Here is a 17946-nt window from a genome sequence, read left to right as displayed (position 1 = left end):
GTTCGTCGGCGAGGCCCGCCGGCGTCGGCCCATCTGCCTCGGTCAGATCTTGACCGAGGCGGCGACCGGGAGGTGGTCGCTGCCGGTCGACGGCATGACCCACGCCTTGACCGGATCCATCCCCTTCATCATGATCTGGTCGATCCGGGCCATCGGGAACGCCGCCGGCCAGCTGAAGCCGAACCCGTCGCCGGCCGCGCCCTGCGCGGAGCGCATCTGAGAGGTGACCGGGGCGAGTGAACGGTCGTTCATGGTCCCGTTGAGGTCGCCGAGCAGCATGACCTTGCGCACCGGGTCCGCGGCGATCGCCTCACCCAGCGCCTCGGCGCTGCCGTCGCGCTGGTTGGCGGTGAAGCCCGCCTCGACCTTGACCCGCACCGACGGCAGATGCGCGACGTAGACGCCGAACCGCTGACCGTCGGCGGCGGTGACGGTGGCGCGCAGCGCGCGGGTCCAGCCCATCTTGATGTCCACCGGCCGGGCGTCGGACAGCGGGCGCTTGCTCCACAGGCCGACGGTGCCCTGCACGGTGTGGTACGGGTACGCCTTCGCCAGCCCCTGGCGGTAGGTGGGCAGCGCCTCGCCGGTCAGCTCCTCCAGGGCCACCACGTCGGCGCCGGACGCCACGATGTCCTTGGCGGTGGCCGCCGGGTCGGGGTTGCCGGCGTCGACGTTGTGGGTGACGACGGTGAGATTGCCGCCGGTGCCCGCCTTGTCGGTGATCTGCCCGCCGAAGAGGTTGAACCACGCGAAGACCGGCAGGACGAGGGCGATCAGCGCCGTCGTGGAGCGCCGCAGGACCGCGGCGAGCAGCAGCAGCGGGATGCACAGGCCCAGCCACGGCAGGAACGTCTCCAGCAGACTGCCCAGGTTTCCCACGGCGTTGGGGATCCGGGCGTGCAGGATCATCAGCAGCCCGAGCAGCACGGCGAGTACCGCGAGCACGATGCCGCGCCGCCACATCCCTTCCGGGCGCCACCAGTTCCGCAGGCGTTCGGCCCGGGAAGCGGCCCGCTCGGGGCCCTGCCCCTGTCCCGGCTCCGTCATGTATGCCTGCGCCATGTAGCTGTCCTCACTGCCTTGCTCCGGTGCGCACGTCGCCTGTGGTCCACGACCCTAGGCGATCGCCGTAACGCACTTTCTTAGATACGTGGTGCGCCTTCTTGGATGTGAGGACGGCGCGACGGCGGGTCGGGGTTCCGGTCCCGGGGTTCGTGACGGATGCTGTGACACAACGGGCATGATCCGGTCATATGAGCGTCCTTCGCGGCGGTGTTCGCGCGAGGTTCGGGCGGGTTCAGCCCGCCGCGGCCCGGGGACCGGGCCGTACCCCCTCCAGGACCATGTCGACGATGTCCTCGGCGAGCCCTTCGGGCAGTTCCTTGTGCTCATGGAGCATGGCGCGGGCCAGCATCGGGCCGACGAAGAGGTCGGCGACGGTCTCCAGATCGCGGTCGGCACGGATCTCGCCGTTGGCCACACCGCGCCGCAGGACGCCGAGCAGCGCCTCGTGGCGGGCCCGGACGACGGTGTCGTGGTACTCGGCCCACAGCTCGGGCTGGGCCTGGACATGGCTGACGAGGGTGCGCAGCAGCGCCGAGTTGCGCTTGGCCAGCCCCCGGCGGCGCAGGAACTCCAGCAGGCAGACCAGGTCGTCGCGTACCGAATCGCCCGGCAGCCGGGGGCTCTGGGCGTCCAGCGAGCGCATGACGTCCAGCATCAGGGCGCTCTTGCCGGGCCAGCGGCGGTAGACCGTGGCCTTGCCGACGCCGGCCTCGCGGGCGATCCGCTCCATGGACAACTCGCCTATGGAGACGCCGTCCTCCAGCAGGCGCAGCACCGCCTCGATGATGGCGGAGTCGGCCTCGGCGCTGCGCGGCCGCCCGCGCCGCCCGGCGGTCGCCGGCCCCGGCCCCGCCCGGTCCGCCGTCGCCTCGGGGTCCTGCGCCGCCCGGGTCATCGCGCTGCGCCCGCCTTCCGCTCGTCCTGCGGCTCCGCCGACCGCGGCGCCGGTCCCATTTTGCCCGGCAGGAAGGCCAGCACGACCAGGGCACCGATCACCGAGACGGCGGCCGAGCCGAGGGCGGTGACGTGTATGGCGTGGACGAAGGCGTCGTGGGCGGCGGTGACCAGCGGCCGGCCCGCGGGGCCCATCCGGTCCGCGAGGCCGAGGGTGGCCTCGATGGACTCGCCGGCCGCGTGCCGGGCGCCGGCGGGCACACCTGGCAGGGCGTCGAGCTTGTGCTGGATGCCGTCGCGGTAGGTCGTGGACAGCAGCGAGCCGAGGACCGCGACGCCGAGGGTGCCGCCGACCTGCCGGAAGACGTTGTTGAGCGCCGAGCCGGAGCCGGCCTTCTCGCGCGGCAGCGACTGCATGATCGCGACGGTGACCGGCGGCATGATGTGCGCCATACCGGCGCCCTGGAGGAAGAACAGCACCTCCATCACCCACATCGGGGTGTCGGTGTCCATCAGCAGCAGGCCCGCCATCGTGGCGGCCACCGCGAGCATGCTGGCGGTGCACACCGCGCGGGCGCCGTAGCGGTCCACCGCGAGCCGGGCCCGCGGCGCGAAGATCAGCTGGGCCGCGGCCAGCGGGAGGAGCAGCAGGCCGGACTGGAACGGGGTGTAGCCGCGCACGCTCTGGACGTAGAAGACGATGAAGAACGTGACGCCCATGAGCGCGAAGAAGACCAGGGCGATGGCGGCGATGGCCGCGGAGAACGCGGGCCGGCGGAAGTAGCCGATGTCGATGGAGGGGTGGTCGCTGCGCTTCTGGTGCAGTACGAACACCGCCAGCACGGCGAGGCCGCCGGCGATCGTGCCGAACACCTGGGGGTCGGTGAAGTCGGCGAGCTGGCCGCCCTTGATGATCCCGTAGACCAGCAGGACCAGGCCGACGACGGACAGCAGCACCCCGACCGGGTCCAGCCGTCCGGGGCTGGGGTCCTTGGAGTCGGGTACCAGGATCACCATCGCGACCAGCGCGATCAGCACGATGGGGACGTTGACGAGGAAGACCGAGCCCCACCAGAAGTGGTCCAGCAGCAGACCGCCGGCGATCGGTCCGATGGCGATGGCCAGGCCCACGCCGCCGGCCCACACGCCGATCGCCCGCGGCTGCTCCTCGCGCTCGAAGACGTTCATCAGGACGGCGAGGGTGGCCGGCATCACGAACGCGCCGCCCAGGCCCATCAGGGCGCGGAAGACGATCAGCTGGGTGGGGGAGCCGGCGAACGCGGCGAGCACCGAGCCTGCGCCGAAGACCACCAGGCCGAAGAGCAGCACCTTCTTGCGTCCGAGGCGGTCGCCGAGCAGGCCGGAGGTGAACAGCAGCCCGGCGAAGACCAGCGTGTAGGCGTTGATCGCCCACTCCAGCTCGCTCTGGGTGGCGCCGAGGCCGGTGGGCGCGGGCGTGGCGATCGTCTTCATGGCGACGTTGAGGATGGAGTTGTCCAGCACCACGATCAGCAGGCTGAGCATCAGCGTGCACAGGATCGCCCAGCGGCGGCGGTGGATGCGGTCGGGGACCTGCCGGGCGGGTGGTTCCCCCGGGGCGGATGGGGTGGATGAGGTGGCCATGGCGACACCCTAACGCATTTCGATACGGGGCCGTTCCGTATCGAAAAGAGCCGGGTCGCCCGGCGTGGCTCCCGGCGCGGCCGGCCGGTGGCAGGAGGCTGCCGTGCCCCTCCCTTTTCCTTTGCGTGCGGGCCGTGCCAGCATGGTGGGGAGTCCGGGGACACCGTCAGGGTGCCTCGAGATGACGAACAGGAGCCGTCACCATGACGCAGCTTTCGCCTGCTCCCGAGCCGGCCGCCGGGGCTACCCCGGGGTCCACCGCGAAGCCCGCTTCGGAGCGCAGCAAGTCGCTGTACGGAGGCACCGGCTCGCGCCGGATCACCGTCCGCGACATCGCCGCCGCCAAGGAGCGCGGCGAGAAGTGGCCGATGCTCACCGCCTACGACGCGATGACCGCCTCCGTCTTCGACGAGGCCGGGATCCCGGTCCTGCTCGTCGGCGACTCGATGGGCAACTGCCACCTCGGCTACGAGTCCACCGTCCCGGTCACCATGGACGAGATCACCCTGCTGTCCGCCGCGGTCGTCCGGGGCACCAAGCGCAGCCTGGTCGTCGGCGATCTGCCGTTCGGCTCGTATCAGGAAGGGCCGGTCCAGGCTCTGCGCAGCGCCACCCGGCTGGTGAAGGAGGCGGGCGTCGGCGCCGTCAAGCTGGAGGGCGGTGAGCGCTCCGCGGACCAGGTGGAGCTGCTGGTCTCGTCGGGCATTCCGGTGATGGCGCACGTCGGGCTGACCCCGCAGTCGGTCAACGCCTACGGCGGCTACCCCGTACAGGGCCGCGGCGAGGAGGCCGCGCAGCAGCTGCTGCGCGATGCCAAGGCGGTGCAGGACGCGGGGGCGTTCGCGGTCGTCCTGGAGGCCGTCCCGGCCGAGCTGGCCGCCGAGGTCACCCGTTCCCTGCACATCCCGACCGTCGGCATCGGCGCGGGCCTGGACTGCGACGCGCAGGTGCTGGTGTGGACCGACATGGCCGGTATGACCGCGGGCCGGGTGCCGAAGTTCGTCAAGCAGTACCTGAACATGCGGGAGCTGCTCGGCGGTGCGGCGAAGGAGTTCGCGCAGGAGGTCGTCGGCGGTGCGTTCCCCGCCGAGGAGCACACCTTCCACTAGGCACGCCTTCCTCCGCAACGATCGGCCCGGCGGCCGGAACCTCGCGTTCCGGCCGCCGTCGCCGTAGTGCCCCGCCCGGTCCGCCGGTGCGGCCGTCGGCGGCCCGTCCGCGGTGTCGGCGGTCTGTCCGCGGTGTCGGCGGTCTGTCGGCGGGTTGTCAGTGGCCGCTGGCATCTTTGAGGGCATGACGCGACAGACGATAACCACCAGGGGCGGCAACGCCGTGGAGGTGCGCGGTCTGGTCAAGCACTTCGGCGACGTCAAGGCCGTCGACGGGGTGGACCTGGACGTGAAGGAAGGCACCGTGCTCGGCGTGCTCGGCCCCAATGGCGCCGGCAAGACGACGCTCGTGCGCTGCCTGTCCACCCTCCTGGTGCCGGACGCCGGCCGCGCCGTCGTGGCCGGCTTCGACGTGGTGCGCCAGCCCCGCGCGCTGCGCCGCACGATCGGCCTGACCGGGCAGTACGCCTCGGTCGACGAGAAGCTCTCCGGCTGGGAGAACCTCTACATGATCGGGCGGCTGCTCGATCTGTCCCGCAAGGACGCCCGCGGCCGCGCGGACGAGATGCTGGAGCGGTTCTCGCTGACCGAGGCCGCCAAGCGGCCCGCGGCCAAGTACTCCGGCGGTATGCGCCGCCGGCTGGACCTCGCCGCCTCGATGATCGGCCGCCCGGCCGTCCTGTATCTGGACGAGCCGACCACCGGCCTGGACCCCCGCACCCGCAACGAGGTGTGGGAGGAGGTCCAGCGGATGGTCCGCGAGGGCGCGACGGTGCTGCTGACGACCCAGTACATGGAAGAGGCCGAGCAGTTGGCCGACGAGCTGACGGTCATCGACCGCGGCCGGGTGATCGCCGAGGGCCGGGTCGACGAGCTGAAGGCCAAGGTCGGCGGGCGGACCCTGCAGATCCGGCCCTCGGACCCCGGCGAGCTGGACCGGATGGTCGGCGCCATCGCCCAGGCCGGGCTGGACGGCATCGCGGGCGCGACCGCTGACCACGACGGGGGTGTGGTCAACGTCCCGATCATCAGCGACGAACAGCTGACGGCGGTGGTCAACGTGCTCGGCCAGCGGGGCTTCGCGCTCGCCGGGATATCCACCCATCTGCCCAGCCTGGACGAGGTGTTCCTGGCCATCACGGGCCAGAAGACCTCGGAGGCCGCCGAAGACGTCATGGACCGGAGTTACGCGGAGGTGTCGGCATGAGTGCCGCGACGATCACGGCGCCGCTCGCCAAGCCCGGCGCCGACGAGGGCCGGATCGGCCTGCGGGCCAATCTGCGGCACATCGGCGCGCTGGTGCGGCGCAACGCCCTGCAGATCAAGCAGGACCCCGAGTCGATGTTCGACGTCCTGCTGATGCCGGTCATCTTCATCCTGCTGTTCGTGTACGTCTTCGGCGGCGCGATGTTCGGCAAGGGCAACCAACAGCAGTACGTCCAGTATCTGGTGCCCGGCATGATGGCGATGATGGGCATGAACATCGCCATGGCGGTGGGCACGGGCGTCAACGAGGACTTCCGCAAGGGCGTGATGGACCGCTTCCGGACCATGCCGATAGCCCGGTCCTCGGTCCTGATAGCCAAGATCGTGGTCGAGATCGGCCGGATGCTGATCGCCACCGCGATCCTGCTGGGCATGGGCTTCCTGATCGGCCTCGAAGTCCACGGCAGCCTGCTGGAGTTCGCCGGCGCGATCGTGCTGTCCACGGCCTTCGGCGCCGCCCTGATGTGGATCTTCATCCTGCTGGGTCTCGCCATGAAGACCCCGCAGGCGGTGCAGGGCGTGGCGATGATGGTGCTGATGCCGCTGCAGTTCGGCTCGTCGATCTTCGCGCCGACCAAGGACATGCCCGGCTGGCTGAAGGGGTTCACCGACGTCAATCCGCTGTCCAACCTGGCGGACGCGGCCCGCGCGCTGATCAACGGCCAGGGCGCGGTGGCGCACCCGACCGTGGTCACCCTCGCCTGGGCGGTCGCCATCACGGCGATCACGATGCCGCTCGCGGTGGCGAAGTTCCGCAAGAAGACCTGACGCGCGTCCTACGGGGGGCTCCCCCGTAGGACGGCCATTCGCCCGGCTCGCGTCAGATGAGAGCGGTGGCCTCTTCGAGGGAGAGGCCACCGCCTTCGGCGTACGCGGCGTCATAGGCGCCATCGCCCAGCAGCGCCCGGGCCGCCGCCTCGGTACGGGCCCGGTCGTCGCGGATGATCAGCGCCGGGACATGGTCGACGACCCGCAGCGCGTCGTACGCACCCACCAGACGCGCCGCGTCCCGGCCCGCCCGTTCACCGTGCACAGCCATCAACACCCGTGCGCCGCCGAGGAGTTGGAGTACGGGCAGATCCGGGGCGACCATCCGCGCCAAGGGCTCCTGCATCATCTCCAAGGCCTTGCGGAACCTCGGCAGCAGCCCCTCGGTCAGGCCCTCCTCCAGATCCACCGAGACCAGCGACGCCTCCAGGAGCCCGACGAACATGTCCGGGGCGCGGGAAGTGAACAGCTCCCGCACCGTGAGCAACTCCTCGCGCGCCTCCTGGAACCGGCCCGTCATGGACAGCCGCATGGCCAGCGACAGCCGCGCGAACGGCTCGGTGTCCCGGCCGCTGTTGCCCTTCGCGGTCTCGGCCAGCACCTCGCGCAGCATCCGCTCGCCGGTCTCGCCCTGGCCGTCCTCGATCAGTACGGCGCCCAGCCGGCCGCGCAGCAGCAGGGTCTGGCCGTGGGCGCCCACCTCCTCGGCGTGCACCATCGCCGCCCGGTAGTCGCTCGCCGCGAGCTCGTAGGCGCCGCGCTTCTCATGGGTCTCGGCGCGCCCCGACAGCGCCTCGGCCGCGCCCCAGGCGTCGCCGACCCGGAGGAAGATCCGCAGCGCCTCGTCGGCGTCCCGCGCCGCCTGGGGCAGCCCGCCCGCATGGTCGTTGAAGATCTTGGCGCGCAGCTGCAGGACATACGCCAGCTCCCATGCGTAGCCCCGGTCGCGGCAGGCCCGCACCCCGCTGTCGACCAGCTCCGCCAGCTGGTCGAGCTGCCCGGTCAGCAGCACCGCGTAGTGCCACATCACACCGGGCACCCGGCAGGTCTGCGGCAGACCGGCGCGGTACGCGGTGAGGACGCCGGCCAGTTCCTCCTGCATCGCCGGGTCGCGCAGGGCCTGGATGTCGCTGTCCAGGCTGGACAGCGCGACCAGACGGACCTCGCGGCGGGCCTCCGTCAGCTGCTCGGGGTCCATCGGCGGCGGCTGGTCGATGGGCGTCTCGTGCAGCTCGGGCGCCGGTTCGACGGGGTGGAGAAAGGGGTTGGGGCCGAGCGCGGCGGCCGCGGTGGCCCAGTGGCGGGCGTCGCTGCGGTGATCGCGCAGCGACCAGAACCAGAACAGGGACAGCACCAGGCACAGCGCCTCGTGCTCGTCACCGGCCGCGATGGCACGGCGCAGCGCGGTGCGCAGATTGTCGTGCTCCAGCTCCAGCCGCTCCATGCAGGGACGCTGCCGGGGCCCGCGCAGCAACGGGTCACTGGTGCGGGCCAGTTCGCGGTAGGCGACGAGGTGCCGACGCTCCGCCCCGGCCCGCTCGCCCGCCTCGTCCAGCCGCTCACCGGCGTACTCCCCCACCGTCTCCAGCAGTCGGTAGCGCATCTGCTCCTCGCTGCCCCGGCCGGCCGGCGCCGCCACCACCAGCGACTTGTCGATCAGCGAGCCGAGCAGCCCGGCCACCTCGTACCCCTCGACGCCGTCGCCCGCGCAGACCTCCTCGGCCGCGGCGAGGTCACAGCCGCCGGCGAAGACGGACAGCCGGCGCAGTACCGCCCGCTCGGGCTCGTCGGTCAGGTCCCAGGACCAGTCCACCACCGCGCGCAGCGTCTGCTGCCGGGGCAGCAGGGTACGGCTGCCGCTGGTCAGCAGGCGGAAGCGGTCGTCGAGCCGGTCGGCCAGCTGCCGCGGGGAGAGCAACCGCAGCCGGGCGGCGGCCAGTTCGATGGCCAGCGGAAGCCCGTCGAGGCGGCGGCAGATCTCGGCGCAGGCCGCCGCGGTCTCCTCGTCGGCCCCGACCTGGAAACCGGGGCGGGCGGCGGCCCCGCGGTCGGCGAGCAGCCGCACCGCGACCGGGTCGGGCAGCGGCTCGACCGGCCGCAGCACCTCGCCCGGTACGGCCAGCGGCTCGCGGCTGGTGGCCAGCACCGTCACGCCGGGGCAGTGGGCCAGCAGCCGCTCGGCGAGCTCGGCGGCGGCGCCGATCACATGCTCGCAGTTGTCGAGCAGGAGCAGCATCCGGCGGCCGGCGCAGTGCTCGGCGAGCCGGGCGAGCGGGTCCAGGGCGGTCGGGTCGGTGGCGGCGCGCAGTCCCTCGGCGGTGGTGCCGCGGACGACGGTCTCGCGGGCGCCGAGCGCGGTCAGCACCGCCTCGGGCACGGTCTGCGGATCGTCCACCGGAGCCAGCTCCGCCAGCCATACGCCGTGCGGCCAGGCCTCAGGCAGCGCCGCCGCGGCGGCCTCGGCGGCCTCCTGCGACAGCCGGGTCTTGCCGGCGCCACCGGGGCCGAGCAGCGTCACCAGCCGGTGCTCTGCCAGATCGGACCGGATCGCCGCCAGATCGGCGTCCCGGCCGACGAAGGAGGTGAGCCGGGCCCGGAGGTTGCCGGGGCGGGCGGGTGCGGCGTCGAGCGGGGCCGCGGGGGGCACGGCGGGCGCGGCAGGGGCGGCAGGGGCTGCGGACGGAGCCACGGTCGGTTCCGGGCCGGGGGTCAGCAGCTCCGCGTGCAGGGCGCGCAGCTCCGGGCCCGGGTCGGCGCCGAGGCGGTCGGCGAGGCCGGTGCGTATCTCCTCGTAGGCGGCCAGGGCCTGTGCGGTGCGGCCGGCGGCGCGCAGCGCACGCAGCCGCAGGGCCTGGAGGGGCTCGTCGAGGGGGTGGTCCTGGCACAGCGCGACGAGGGTGGGCAGGGCCCGCTCGGCGCGGCCGAGGGCGAGGTCCGCGGCGAGGCGGGTGCGCTGGGCGTCCAGGCGGCGGCTCTCCGCACGGGCCGCCTCCACCCGCGCGTCCGGGAGGTCGGCGAGGGCCGGGCCGCGCCAGAGCGCCAGCGCCTCGTCGAGCAGGGCGGCGGCCCGGGACGGGTCCGCGTCGGCGAGCGCCCGGCCGCCGTCCGCGGTGAGCCGCTCGAAGCGGTGCAGGTCGACGGCGTCGGGCTCGGCGCACAGTCGGTAGCCGCCGTCGACCGAGGCGATGGCGGCGCGTCCCAGGGCCCGGCGCAACCGGCCGACCAGCGCCTGCAGCGCGCCGGCCGTGTCGGCGGGCGGGTCGGCGCCCCAGACGTCGGCGATCAGCACGTCCGGGGAGAGCGCGCGGCCGGGGCGCAGCGCGAGGGCGGCGAGCAGCGCGCGCAGGCGTGCGCCGCCGAGGGGGACGGGGGTACCGTCGGCCCGGTCGGCCTGGGTGGTGCCGAGAATTCCGTAGCGCACCACGCCATTGTCGTCCAAGGACGGAACTCCTTCGCCACCGGTTTTCGTTTCCCCGGCAGCGTCCCGGGGAGGGGCCGGGGTATCGACGCCGCTTGGGGGGACCCGCCGTGGTCCGGTTACGGTCGTGGCCGCCCCTCACCACACTCTCGGGAGCCCGCACCATGACCACAGCAATCCGGCCCGCCGACCGCCGCGTCAGCCCGGTCTTCCTGGCGCTCGCCGCCGTCCTGGCGGTGTCGGGGTGGGCCGTGTGGAGCGGCACCCTCGCCGCGAACACCGGCTTCGCGGTCTTCTTGTTCGTGGTGTCCGGCTGGGTGGTCTCGCTGTGCCTGCACGAGTACGCGCACGCCCGCACCGCCCTGCACAGCGGCGACATCTCGGTCGAGGCCAAGGGCTATCTGACGCTGAACCCGCTGAAGTACACCCATGCGCTGCTGAGCATCGTGCTGCCGGTGATCTTCGTGATCATGGGCGGGATCGGGCTGCCGGGCGGCGCGGTGTTCATCGAGCGCGGCCGGATCCGGGGCCGCTGGCGGCACAGCCTGATCTCGGCGGCCGGACCGCTGACGAACGTGGTGTTCGCGGCGGTGTGCACGGCGCCGTTCTGGCTGGGCGGGCTGTCGGGCGTGCCCGCCACCTTCCGCTTCGCGCTGGCGTTCCTCGCGCTGCTCCAGGTGACGGCCGCGATCTTGAACTTCGTGCCGGTGCCCGGCCTCGACGGCTACGGCGTACTCGAACCGTGGCTGCCGCTGAAGCTGCGGCGGCAGGTGGAGCCGTTCGCGCCGTTCGGGCTGCTGGCGGTCTTCGGGCTGCTGTGGGTCCCGGAGGTCAACCACGTGTTCTTCGACCTCGTCGACGCGATCCTGCGCGGCCTGGGCGTCTCGCAGCTCGACACCTACCTGGGCCAGGAGTTCTTCCGCTTCTGGCAGGGCGAGCCGCAGCTGCTGCCGTCGGGGGCCTGAGCGGGGTCCTCAGGCCCGCTGCGCCTGCTCCAGCTTCGTCTTGCGCACGTAGAACCACGCCATGTTGCTGGAGATACCGGCCAGCAGGACCCAGACGATGCCGATGAAGCTGCCCTGCACGAAGGAGACGACGGCCGCGGCGACGGCGAGGACGCACACGACGAGGGCCATGAGGGCGAGTCGCCGGGCCGGGCTGGGCGGGGGCAAGAGGGCCATGGGTCGGCTCCTGGGTGAGGGGTCACACGATCCCTCCCAGTGTCCCCCATGCCCCGGGACGCCGAAGCCCGCCCCACCCGCCCCCGCTCGGCAGGGGGTCACACGTCGGTGACCCGCAGGCCCGCGTGCGCCTTGTAGCGGCGGTTGACCGAGATCAGGTTGGCGACCAGCGACTCGACCTGGTGGGCGTTGCGCAACCGGCCGGCGAAGACCCCGCGCATTCCGGGGATACGGGCGGCCAGCGCCTGCACCAGGTCGGTGTCGGCGCGGGACTCGCCGAGCACCATCACATCGGTGTCGATCCGCTCGGTCGCGGGGTCCTGCAGCAGCACCGCGGACAGATGGTGGAAGGCCGCGGTGACCCGGGAGTCGGGCAGCAGGGCGGCGGCCTGTTCGGCGGCGCTGCCCTCCTCCGGCTTGAGCGCGTAGGCGCCCTTCTTGTCGAAGCCCAGCGGGTTGACGCAGTCGACGACGAGCTTGCCGGCCAGCGGCTCGCGCAGGGCCGTGAGCGTCTTGGCGTGGCCCTCCCAGGGAACGGCCACGATCACCACGTCGCTGCGGCGGGCGCACTCGGCGTTCTCGGCACCCTCGATGCCCAGGCCGAGCTCGTCGGCGGCGGTCTGTGCGCGCTCGGCGGCCCGGGAGCCGATGATCACCTTCTGGCCGGCCACGGCGAGTCGGTAGGCCAGGCCGCGGCCCTGGTCGCCGGTGCCGCCGAGGACTCCGACCACGAGGCCGGAGACGTCCGGGAGGTCCCAGGGGTCGCGCTGGAGGGCGGCCTTCGCACGGGTCGCGGCATTCGGGGACTGCGCAGCGTCGGAAGTAGTCATGACAGCGATCCTGTCACGCCGTTACGTCGTGCGGGGTGACGGCCACCGGTGCCGCGTCGCCCGCACGGCGGTCACGACTTCACGCTGCCCTCGGTCAGCCCCGTCCGCCAGTAGCGCTGGAGCACCGTCATCAGCACCATCAGCGGCACCACGGACAAGAACGCGCCGCCGACCGTGTACTGGTAGAGCACCGGTTGGCGGTCGGCGTAACCGGTCCAGGAGGTCAGGCCCAGCTGGATCGGATAGAGGTCGGAGTCGGAGAGCATCACCAGCGGCAGGAAGTAGTTGTTCCAGATGTGCACGAACTGGAAGAGGAAGACGGTGACCAGCGCGGGGGTCATCAGCCGCAGCCCGAGCCCGCCGAAGATCCTCGCCTCGCCCGCGCCGTCGATCCGCGCCGCTTCCAGGAGCGAGTCGGGGACGGCGGCGGCCGCGTAGATCCGGCAGAGGTAGACGCCGAAGGGGCTGACCGCGCTGGGGATCAGCACCGCCCAGAAGGTGTTGGCCAGTCCCATCGCGCTGAAGAGGAAGTAGAGCGGGAGGGCGAGCGCGGTGCCGGGGATCAGCACCCCGGCGAGGACGACGTTGAAGACCGCTTCCCGGCCGCGGAAGGGGAACTTGGCCAGCGCGTAGCCGGCCGCGGCGGACAGCAGGGTGGCGCAGACCGCGCCGATCCCGGCGTAGAGCAGGGAGTTGGCGAACCAGCGGGCGTAGATCCCGTGGTCGTAGGTGAGGACGTCGAGGAGGTGGTCCAGGGGCCGTGGACGGTCGGAGAACCAGAAGCCGAAGGTGCCGAAGAGGTCGGCGCTGTTCTTGGTGGTGGAGACGGTCAGCCAGTAGACGGGCACCAGGAAGTAGATCGCGGCGAGGGTCAGCAGCGAGGCGGTGATGATCCGGTGGCGGACCGGGGGCCGGTTCATCCGCCCTCCTTCGCGCGCCCGCCGACCAGCCGCAGGAAGCCGAAGGACAGCACGCACGCCACCAGTGCGAGCAGCACCGCCTCCGCCGCCGCCACATGCTGGTTGTTGCCGACGAACGCCTCGCTGTAGGCGTGCAGGTTGGGGGTGAAACCGGAGTCGATGGAGGAGGCCAGCGGGCGCAGCACCATCGGCTCGGCGAACAGCTGGAGGGTGCCGATGATGCTGAAGACGGTGGTGAGCACGAGCGCCGGCCGGATCAGCGGGATCTTGATGTGCCGGGCGACCTGCCAGGCGCTCGCGCCGTCGATCCGCGCCGCCTCGTACAGCTCGCCCGGTACGGCCTTGAGCTGGGCGATCAGCACCAGCATGTTGTAGCCGGTGAACTGCCAGGTGACGATGTTGGCGATGGCCCACAGCACGGTGCCGCGGGAGAGGAAGTCCACCTGCCAGCCGAGCGAGTCGGCGATCTTCACCAGCGGGCTGATGCCGGGGACGTAGAGGAACCCCCACAGGATCGAGGCGATGACGCCGGGCACGCCGTACGGCAGGAAGAAGGCGCTGCGGAAGAACGGCACCCAGCGCGCGGCGGCGCTCTCCAGGAGCAGCGCGAGGGCGGTGGCGAGCACGATCATCAGCGGGATCTGCACGGCGCCGAAGAGCAGCACCCGGCCGAAGCCGGTCAGGAACCGGTCGTCGGACAGCGCGTGGGCGTAGTTGTCGAGACCGGCGAACGCCTCGTGCTCCCGGCCGCCGAGGCCGAGCGGACCGGTGCGTTCGGTCCGGTGCAGGCTCTGGTAGAGCGCGTAGCCGATCGGGGCGAGGAAGCAGAGGGCGAAGACGGCGAGGAAGGGCAGGACGAAGCCGGCCGCGGCCCGGGCGTTGCGGGCCTCGGTCCGCGAGGCCCGGCGCGGACGTCGCAGCGGGACCGGCCGCGGGGCGGCGACCGGCTCCGCCCTGCCGAGCGTGTCCCGGCTCACCCGCCGCTCTCCACCTTCAGGCCCTTGCCCTTGAGGTCGGCGAGGGTCTGGCCCTGCACCTTCTTCAGCACGGCGCGGAAGGAGCCGCCGTCGGCGAGCGCGTCGGTGAAGGCGTCGCCGAGCCGCTGGTAGAGGGTGTCCACGCCGGGTCCCCAGCGCCAGCTGGTGTCGACGTGCGCACCGGCGTCCGCGAAGATCCTGCTGTACGCCTGGCCGCCGAAGAAGGGCTTGTCGACGTCGAGGTCGGCGGTGGCGTAGCCCTTCTTGGCGCTGGGGAAGCCGTAGCCGCCGTCGATCAGCAGCGCGATCGACTCGGGGTCGGTGTTGAGCCAGACCGCGAAGTCCAGGGCGTCCTTGGGGTAGCGCGCCTTGGCGAAGACGGCGGTGGTCGAGCCGCCCCAGTTGGCGAAGACCTTCTCGCCGGCCTTCCACTGCGGCATCGGCGCGGCCCGCCACTTGCCCTTGGTGCCCGGCGCGTTGCCGGACAGCAGCGCATCGCCCCAACTGGCGCCCAGCCAGGCCGCGACGGCCCCCGTCTGGAGGTCCTTGTACCAGGCGTTCTGCCGGTCCGGGATGGTCTTGACGAGCTTCCGCCTGACCAGCGACTCCCAGTAGTCGGCGACCTTGCGGGTGGGTTCGTCGTCGATGCCGACGATCCAGGTGTCCCCGTCGGCCGCGTACCACTTGGCGCCGGCCTGCCAGGCGAGGCCGGCGAAGCGGTTGCCGTTGGTGGGGGCGAAGGTCTCGATCCAGGCGCCCTTCTTGCGGACGGCCTTGGCGGCGCTCTCGTACTCGTCCCATGTCCCGGGGGTCCGTACGCCCCACTCGTCGAACAGGTCCTGCCGTACGAACAGGCCCATCGGCCCGGACGCCTGCGGGATGGCGTAGACCCCCTTGCCGAAGACGGACTGCTGCCACTGCCAGCCGAAGAACTTCCCCTTGTGGCGGGCGGCGCCGAGCGGGGCGAGGTCCAGCAGCCCGTTGTCGAGCAGGAAGCTGGGGACGACCGGGAACTCGATCTGTCCCAGGTCGGGCGGGTTGCCGGCCTTGATGGCGGCGTGCATCTTCGCGTACTGCTCGCCGTTGACGGCCGACACCTTCTCGACCTTGACCTGGACCTCGGGGTTCTCGCGGTTCCACCGGTCGACGGGCTTGTCGATGCCCGGCACCCAGGACCAGAAGGTCAGCTCGATCTTCTGCCCCTTCCTGCGTTCCTCGGGTTCCGGGCCGTCGTCGCCGTCGCCGCAGCCGGCGAGCGCGAAACCGGCTACGAGGGCGGCCGCCCCGCCCAGGACCGTTCTGCGGTGCACGGGGTTGCTGGTCATGTCGGCTCCTCCACGGGGATGCGGCGGAAGGTGATCGTCGAGTACGCGCTGAAGTCGCCGGTCTCGTAGAGCAGTCCGACGCTGTCGCGGTCGAGGGTGGCGCCGTCGTCGTCGCTGAGCAGGGCGTGGCCGCCGTTGTAGCGGGCCTCGGTGGCGTCGGCGGCGCTGTGGACCTGGAGGAGCAGCACCCGGCCGCCGGCGAGCACGAGCGGTGCGGGGTTGCCCGCGGTGCCGGTGCCGGTGCGGCCGACGACCTGGAGCGGGCCCCAGGTGCGGCCGCCGTCCAGGGACCGCTTGAGCACGATGTCGATGTCGCCCCGGTCGGCGGCCGACGAGACCCGGCCCTCGGCGAAGGCGAGGAGGGCCCCGGAGCGCGCCCGGACCACGGCGGGGATCCGGAAGCTCGTGTACCCCACGGTCCCGGCCCGGTACGGCACTGAGCTCTCGTACGCCATGGGTCACCCCCAATGGGCAAGGACGTAGGATGTCCCTTGTCCTGCGGTGACCATAGGGAGTGCCCAACTGGCCGTCAAGGCACCGCACATGGCGCCTTTCCGTGTCGGCAAAGACACTCCCGACACAGCATGAAATCCCGGTGAACGGGACGAAGGGGACAGTATCTTCGGCGGCCGGACCCGACCGCCCCGTCCGGCAGGCCCTAGTCGGCGAGCCGGTGGCGGATCCCGTCGAAGTGCCGGTGTATCGCCTCCACCGCGCGGTCCTCGTCGCGGGCCTCCAGCGCCTCCACGATCTCCCGGTGCTGACGGTATGTGACCTCCGGGTCCGGAAGGGCGTCGGACAGGTCCTCGCGCACCCGGCGCAGGGCCGCCCAGAAGGCGTCCAGCACCTCGCTCAGCAGGTGGTTGCCCAGGGAGCGGTAGAGGGCGAGATGGAAGGCCCGGTCGGTGGCGCTCTGCACCATGCCGCCGCGCGCCTCCTCCGCCATCCGCTGCACCAGCCCCTTGAGGACCGTGAGGTCCCCCGCGGGCAGGGTGCGCGCGACGGTGCCGATCAGGCCCGCCTCCAGGGCCTCGCGGACCTCCATCAGCTCGTACAGGCTCGACTCGCCCTGGTGGTGGCGGACCGCCGCACGGAAGGCGACGCCCTCGACGAACGGCTCCAGGGTGAGCGGGCCGACGTAGGTGCCGAAGCCGTGCCGGATCTCCACGATGCGCATGGCCTGCAGCGCCTTCAGCGCCTCGCGCACCGAGTTGCGGCTGACGTCGAGCAGGCCGACGAGTTCGGCCTCGGTGGGCAGCGGGTCGCCCGGCACCAGCCCGCCCTGCAGGATCAACTGCTTGATCTGCGCCTGCACATCCTCGGACATCGTCCCTCGCGCCATGGACTCTTCCTCTCCCGCAACCGCGTCTGCCGTACCGCCGACCCGCCCCCACGCCCTTGAGAAGCAGGGGCACCCCGTCCGACCCGCCCCACCCGGGACCGCACATCCTTGACCGACCGCCTGTGAACAGGTCTATTGTGCTCCGACATAGGACATCCCATGTCCCATGTCCGGCGACATCGGTCACCACCCGTCCGACATCGGAGACCCGGAGCCCCCATGGCACTGCGCACCCCCCTCCACGGCGTCATCCCACCGGTCTGCACCCCGCTCGACCCGCGCGGCGAGGTCGACACCGCCTCCCTGACCCGCCTGGTCGACCACCTCATCGACGGCGGTGTGCACGGACTGTTCGCCCTCGGCTCCACCAGCGAGGTCGCCTATCTGACCGACGCCCAGCGCGCCACGGCCCTGGAAGCGGTGCTCAAGGCCGCGGACGGCCGGGTGCCGGTGCTCGCCGGGACCATCGACACCACCACCCCGCGGGTCCTCGACCACGCCCGCACCGCCGCCGGCCTGGGCGCCGACGCCCTGGTCGCCACCGCGCCCTTCTACACCCGCACCCACCCCCGGGAGATCGCCGCCCACTTCCGGCACCTGCGCACGGCCGTGGACCTCCCCCTGCTCGCGTACGACATCCCGACGGCCGTCCACAGCAAGCTGACGCCCGCCCTGGTCAGCGAGCTGGCCGTGGACGGCACCCTGGCCGGGCTCAAGGACAGCAGCGGCGACGAGGGCTCGCTGCGCCGGCTGATCGTGGCGCTCGGCGGCCGCGCCGCCCGCCGCACCGGCCCCGCCCCCGGCTTCTCGATCCTCACCGGCTCCGAACTGACCGCGGACGCCGCCTTGTTGGCGGGCGCCGACGGCGTCGTCCCCGGCCTCGGCAACGTCGACCCGGCGGGCTACGTACGCCTCTACGACGCGGCCCGGTCCGGCGACTGGGAGCGGGCCGCCGCCGAACAGGAGCGCCTGGTCGCCCTGTTCTCGATGGTCGACGCCGGCCCGGAGAGCGAGATGGGCCGCAGCTCCTCCGCGCTGGGCGCCTTCAAGGCGGCCCTCCACCTCCTCGGCGTGATCAAGCAGGGCACCACCGCGCTCCCGCAACTGCCGCTGGGCGAGGAGTCGGTGCGGGAGGTCGGGCGGCTGCTCACCGAGGCCGGTCTGCCACTGCCCCGGGGAGACCGGCGAACCGGTTGAGGGGCCACACGGGAGGGCGCCTCAAGTCCCG

15 protein-coding genes and 1 pseudogene are annotated in these 17946 nt (G+C 72.3%); 5 read left to right on the top strand and 11 right to left on the bottom strand.

Features of this window, described 5'->3' with window-relative positions; all coding sequences use genetic code 11:
* Positions 1-42: 42 nt before the first annotated feature.
* The 3 genes from ACFWZH_RS28975 to ACFWZH_RS28965 form a co-directional block, all read right to left on the bottom strand.
* The gene (locus ACFWZH_RS28975) at positions 43-1047 is read right to left on the bottom strand and encodes an endonuclease/exonuclease/phosphatase family protein (RefSeq protein ID WP_384437616.1); all 1005 of its coding nucleotides are present in this window, start codon (positions 1045-1047) and stop codon (positions 43-45) included.
* Between the two features lie 250 nt (positions 1048-1297).
* The gene (locus tag ACFWZH_RS28970) at positions 1298-1960 is read right to left on the bottom strand and encodes a TetR/AcrR family transcriptional regulator (protein ID WP_384437530.1); all 663 of its coding nucleotides are present in this window, start codon (positions 1958-1960) and stop codon (positions 1298-1300) included.
* On the bottom strand, positions 1957-3582 hold the full coding sequence (locus ACFWZH_RS28965; RefSeq protein WP_384437527.1) for an MFS transporter: 1626 nt from the start codon (positions 3580-3582) through the stop codon (positions 1957-1959). The genes ACFWZH_RS28970 and ACFWZH_RS28965 overlap by 4 nt, the downstream gene beginning before the upstream one ends.
* Positions 3583-3785: 203 nt before the next feature.
* Between ACFWZH_RS28965 and panB the strand changes: the two genes are divergently transcribed.
* From panB to ACFWZH_RS28950, 3 genes are all read left to right on the top strand, one after another.
* On the top strand, positions 3786-4691 hold the full coding sequence (gene panB / locus ACFWZH_RS28960; protein WP_384437524.1) for a 3-methyl-2-oxobutanoate hydroxymethyltransferase: 906 nt from the start codon (positions 3786-3788) through the stop codon (positions 4689-4691).
* Between the two features lie 184 nt (positions 4692-4875).
* Positions 4876-5898, top strand: coding sequence for an ATP-binding cassette domain-containing protein (locus ACFWZH_RS28955; protein ID WP_384437521.1), 1023 nt, complete (start codon positions 4876-4878; stop codon positions 5896-5898).
* Complete coding sequence (locus ACFWZH_RS28950; protein ID WP_384437519.1) at positions 5895-6725, top strand: ABC transporter permease; 831 nt, start codon at positions 5895-5897, stop codon at positions 6723-6725. The genes ACFWZH_RS28955 and ACFWZH_RS28950 overlap by 4 nt, the downstream gene beginning before the upstream one ends.
* A 52-nt stretch (positions 6726-6777) precedes the next feature.
* Here ACFWZH_RS28950 and ACFWZH_RS28945 read toward each other — a convergent pair whose 3' ends face one another.
* The gene (locus ACFWZH_RS28945) at positions 6778-10146 is read right to left on the bottom strand and encodes a BTAD domain-containing putative transcriptional regulator (protein ID WP_384437614.1); all 3369 of its coding nucleotides are present in this window, start codon (positions 10144-10146) and stop codon (positions 6778-6780) included.
* A gap of 161 nt (positions 10147-10307) precedes the next feature.
* Here ACFWZH_RS28945 and ACFWZH_RS28940 point away from each other — a divergent pair, with 161 nt between their 5' ends.
* On the top strand, positions 10308-11108 hold the full coding sequence (locus ACFWZH_RS28940) for a site-2 protease family protein (RefSeq protein WP_384437516.1): 801 nt from the start codon (positions 10308-10310) through the stop codon (positions 11106-11108).
* Between the two features lie 9 nt (positions 11109-11117).
* Here ACFWZH_RS28940 and ACFWZH_RS28935 read toward each other — a convergent pair whose 3' ends face one another.
* The 7 genes and pseudogenes from ACFWZH_RS28935 to ACFWZH_RS28905 form a co-directional block, all read right to left on the bottom strand.
* Positions 11118-11324, bottom strand: a complete 207-nt coding sequence (locus ACFWZH_RS28935; protein ID WP_384437513.1) for a hypothetical protein — start codon at positions 11322-11324, stop codon at positions 11118-11120.
* 98 nt (positions 11325-11422) lie between these two features.
* Positions 11423-12154: an NADPH-dependent F420 reductase gene (gene npdG / locus ACFWZH_RS28930; protein WP_384437510.1), complete on the bottom strand. Its 732-nt coding sequence runs from the start codon at positions 12152-12154 to the stop codon at positions 11423-11425.
* Between the two features lie 71 nt (positions 12155-12225).
* Complete coding sequence (locus tag ACFWZH_RS28925; RefSeq protein ID WP_384437507.1) at positions 12226-13074, bottom strand: carbohydrate ABC transporter permease; 849 nt, start codon at positions 13072-13074, stop codon at positions 12226-12228.
* Entirely contained in the window at positions 13071-14051 is a 981-nt protein-coding gene (locus ACFWZH_RS28920; RefSeq protein WP_384437504.1) for a carbohydrate ABC transporter permease, read from the bottom strand. The genes ACFWZH_RS28925 and ACFWZH_RS28920 overlap by 4 nt, the downstream gene beginning before the upstream one ends.
* Positions 14048-15376 carry an ABC transporter substrate-binding protein gene (locus ACFWZH_RS28915; protein ID WP_384437500.1) on the bottom strand — a complete coding sequence of 443 codons (1329 nt, stop codon included), beginning with the start codon at positions 15374-15376 and terminating at the stop codon, positions 14048-14050. Before ACFWZH_RS28915 ends, ACFWZH_RS28920 begins: the two co-directional genes overlap by 4 nt.
* A 95-nt stretch (positions 15377-15471) precedes the next feature.
* Positions 15472-15831 (bottom strand): annotated as a pseudogene (locus ACFWZH_RS28910) (exo-alpha-sialidase); the annotation flags it as partial.
* Positions 15832-16034: 203 nt separating this feature from the next.
* Positions 16035-16718, bottom strand: a complete 684-nt coding sequence (locus tag ACFWZH_RS28905) for a FadR/GntR family transcriptional regulator (RefSeq protein WP_384437497.1) — start codon at positions 16716-16718, stop codon at positions 16035-16037.
* A 219-nt stretch (positions 16719-16937) separates the two neighbouring features.
* Between ACFWZH_RS28905 and ACFWZH_RS28900 the strand changes: the two genes are divergently transcribed.
* Positions 16938-17915, top strand: a complete 978-nt coding sequence (locus ACFWZH_RS28900; RefSeq protein WP_384437494.1) for a dihydrodipicolinate synthase family protein — start codon at positions 16938-16940, stop codon at positions 17913-17915.
* Positions 17916-17946 lie beyond the last annotated feature (31 nt).

It is taken from the genome of Streptomyces sp. NPDC059008 (assembly GCF_042749045.1).
Classification (GTDB): domain Bacteria; phylum Actinomycetota; class Actinomycetes; order Streptomycetales; family Streptomycetaceae; genus Streptomyces.
Note: the sequence above shows the minus strand (reverse complement) of the source record. Positions and strands in the feature narration are given on the sequence as shown.

What these genes read in the sequence shown, in the direction of transcription:
- ACFWZH_RS28940 (WP_384437516.1), top strand. Translation starts at nt 10,308, where the DNA reads ATGACCACAGCAATCCGGCCCGCCGACCGCCGCGTCAGCCCGGTCTTC.
- ACFWZH_RS28935 (WP_384437513.1), bottom strand. Translation starts at nt 11,324, where the DNA reads ATGGCCCTCTTGCCCCCGCCCAGCCCGGCCCGGCGACTCGCCCTCATG.
- ACFWZH_RS28955 (WP_384437521.1), top strand. Translation starts at nt 4,876, where the DNA reads ATGACGCGACAGACGATAACCACCAGGGGCGGCAACGCCGTGGAGGTG.
- ACFWZH_RS28975 (WP_384437616.1), bottom strand. Translation starts at nt 1,047, where the DNA reads ATGACGGAGCCGGGACAGGGGCAGGGCCCCGAGCGGGCCGCTTCCCGG.
- ACFWZH_RS28950 (WP_384437519.1), top strand. Translation starts at nt 5,895, where the DNA reads ATGAGTGCCGCGACGATCACGGCGCCGCTCGCCAAGCCCGGCGCCGAC.
- ACFWZH_RS28970 (WP_384437530.1), bottom strand. Translation starts at nt 1,960, where the DNA reads ATGACCCGGGCGGCGCAGGACCCCGAGGCGACGGCGGACCGGGCGGGG.
- panB (WP_384437524.1), top strand. Translation starts at nt 3,786, where the DNA reads ATGACGCAGCTTTCGCCTGCTCCCGAGCCGGCCGCCGGGGCTACCCCG.
- ACFWZH_RS28965 (WP_384437527.1), bottom strand. Translation starts at nt 3,582, where the DNA reads ATGGCCACCTCATCCACCCCATCCGCCCCGGGGGAACCACCCGCCCGG.
- ACFWZH_RS28905 (WP_384437497.1), bottom strand. Translation starts at nt 16,718, where the DNA reads ATGGCGCGAGGGACGATGTCCGAGGATGTGCAGGCGCAGATCAAGCAG.
- ACFWZH_RS28900 (WP_384437494.1), top strand. Translation starts at nt 16,938, where the DNA reads ATGGCACTGCGCACCCCCCTCCACGGCGTCATCCCACCGGTCTGCACC.
- npdG (WP_384437510.1), bottom strand. Translation starts at nt 12,154, where the DNA reads ATGACTACTTCCGACGCTGCGCAGTCCCCGAATGCCGCGACCCGTGCG.
- ACFWZH_RS28925 (WP_384437507.1), bottom strand. Translation starts at nt 13,074, where the DNA reads ATGAACCGGCCCCCGGTCCGCCACCGGATCATCACCGCCTCGCTGCTG.
- ACFWZH_RS28915 (WP_384437500.1), bottom strand. Translation starts at nt 15,376, where the DNA reads ATGACCAGCAACCCCGTGCACCGCAGAACGGTCCTGGGCGGGGCGGCC.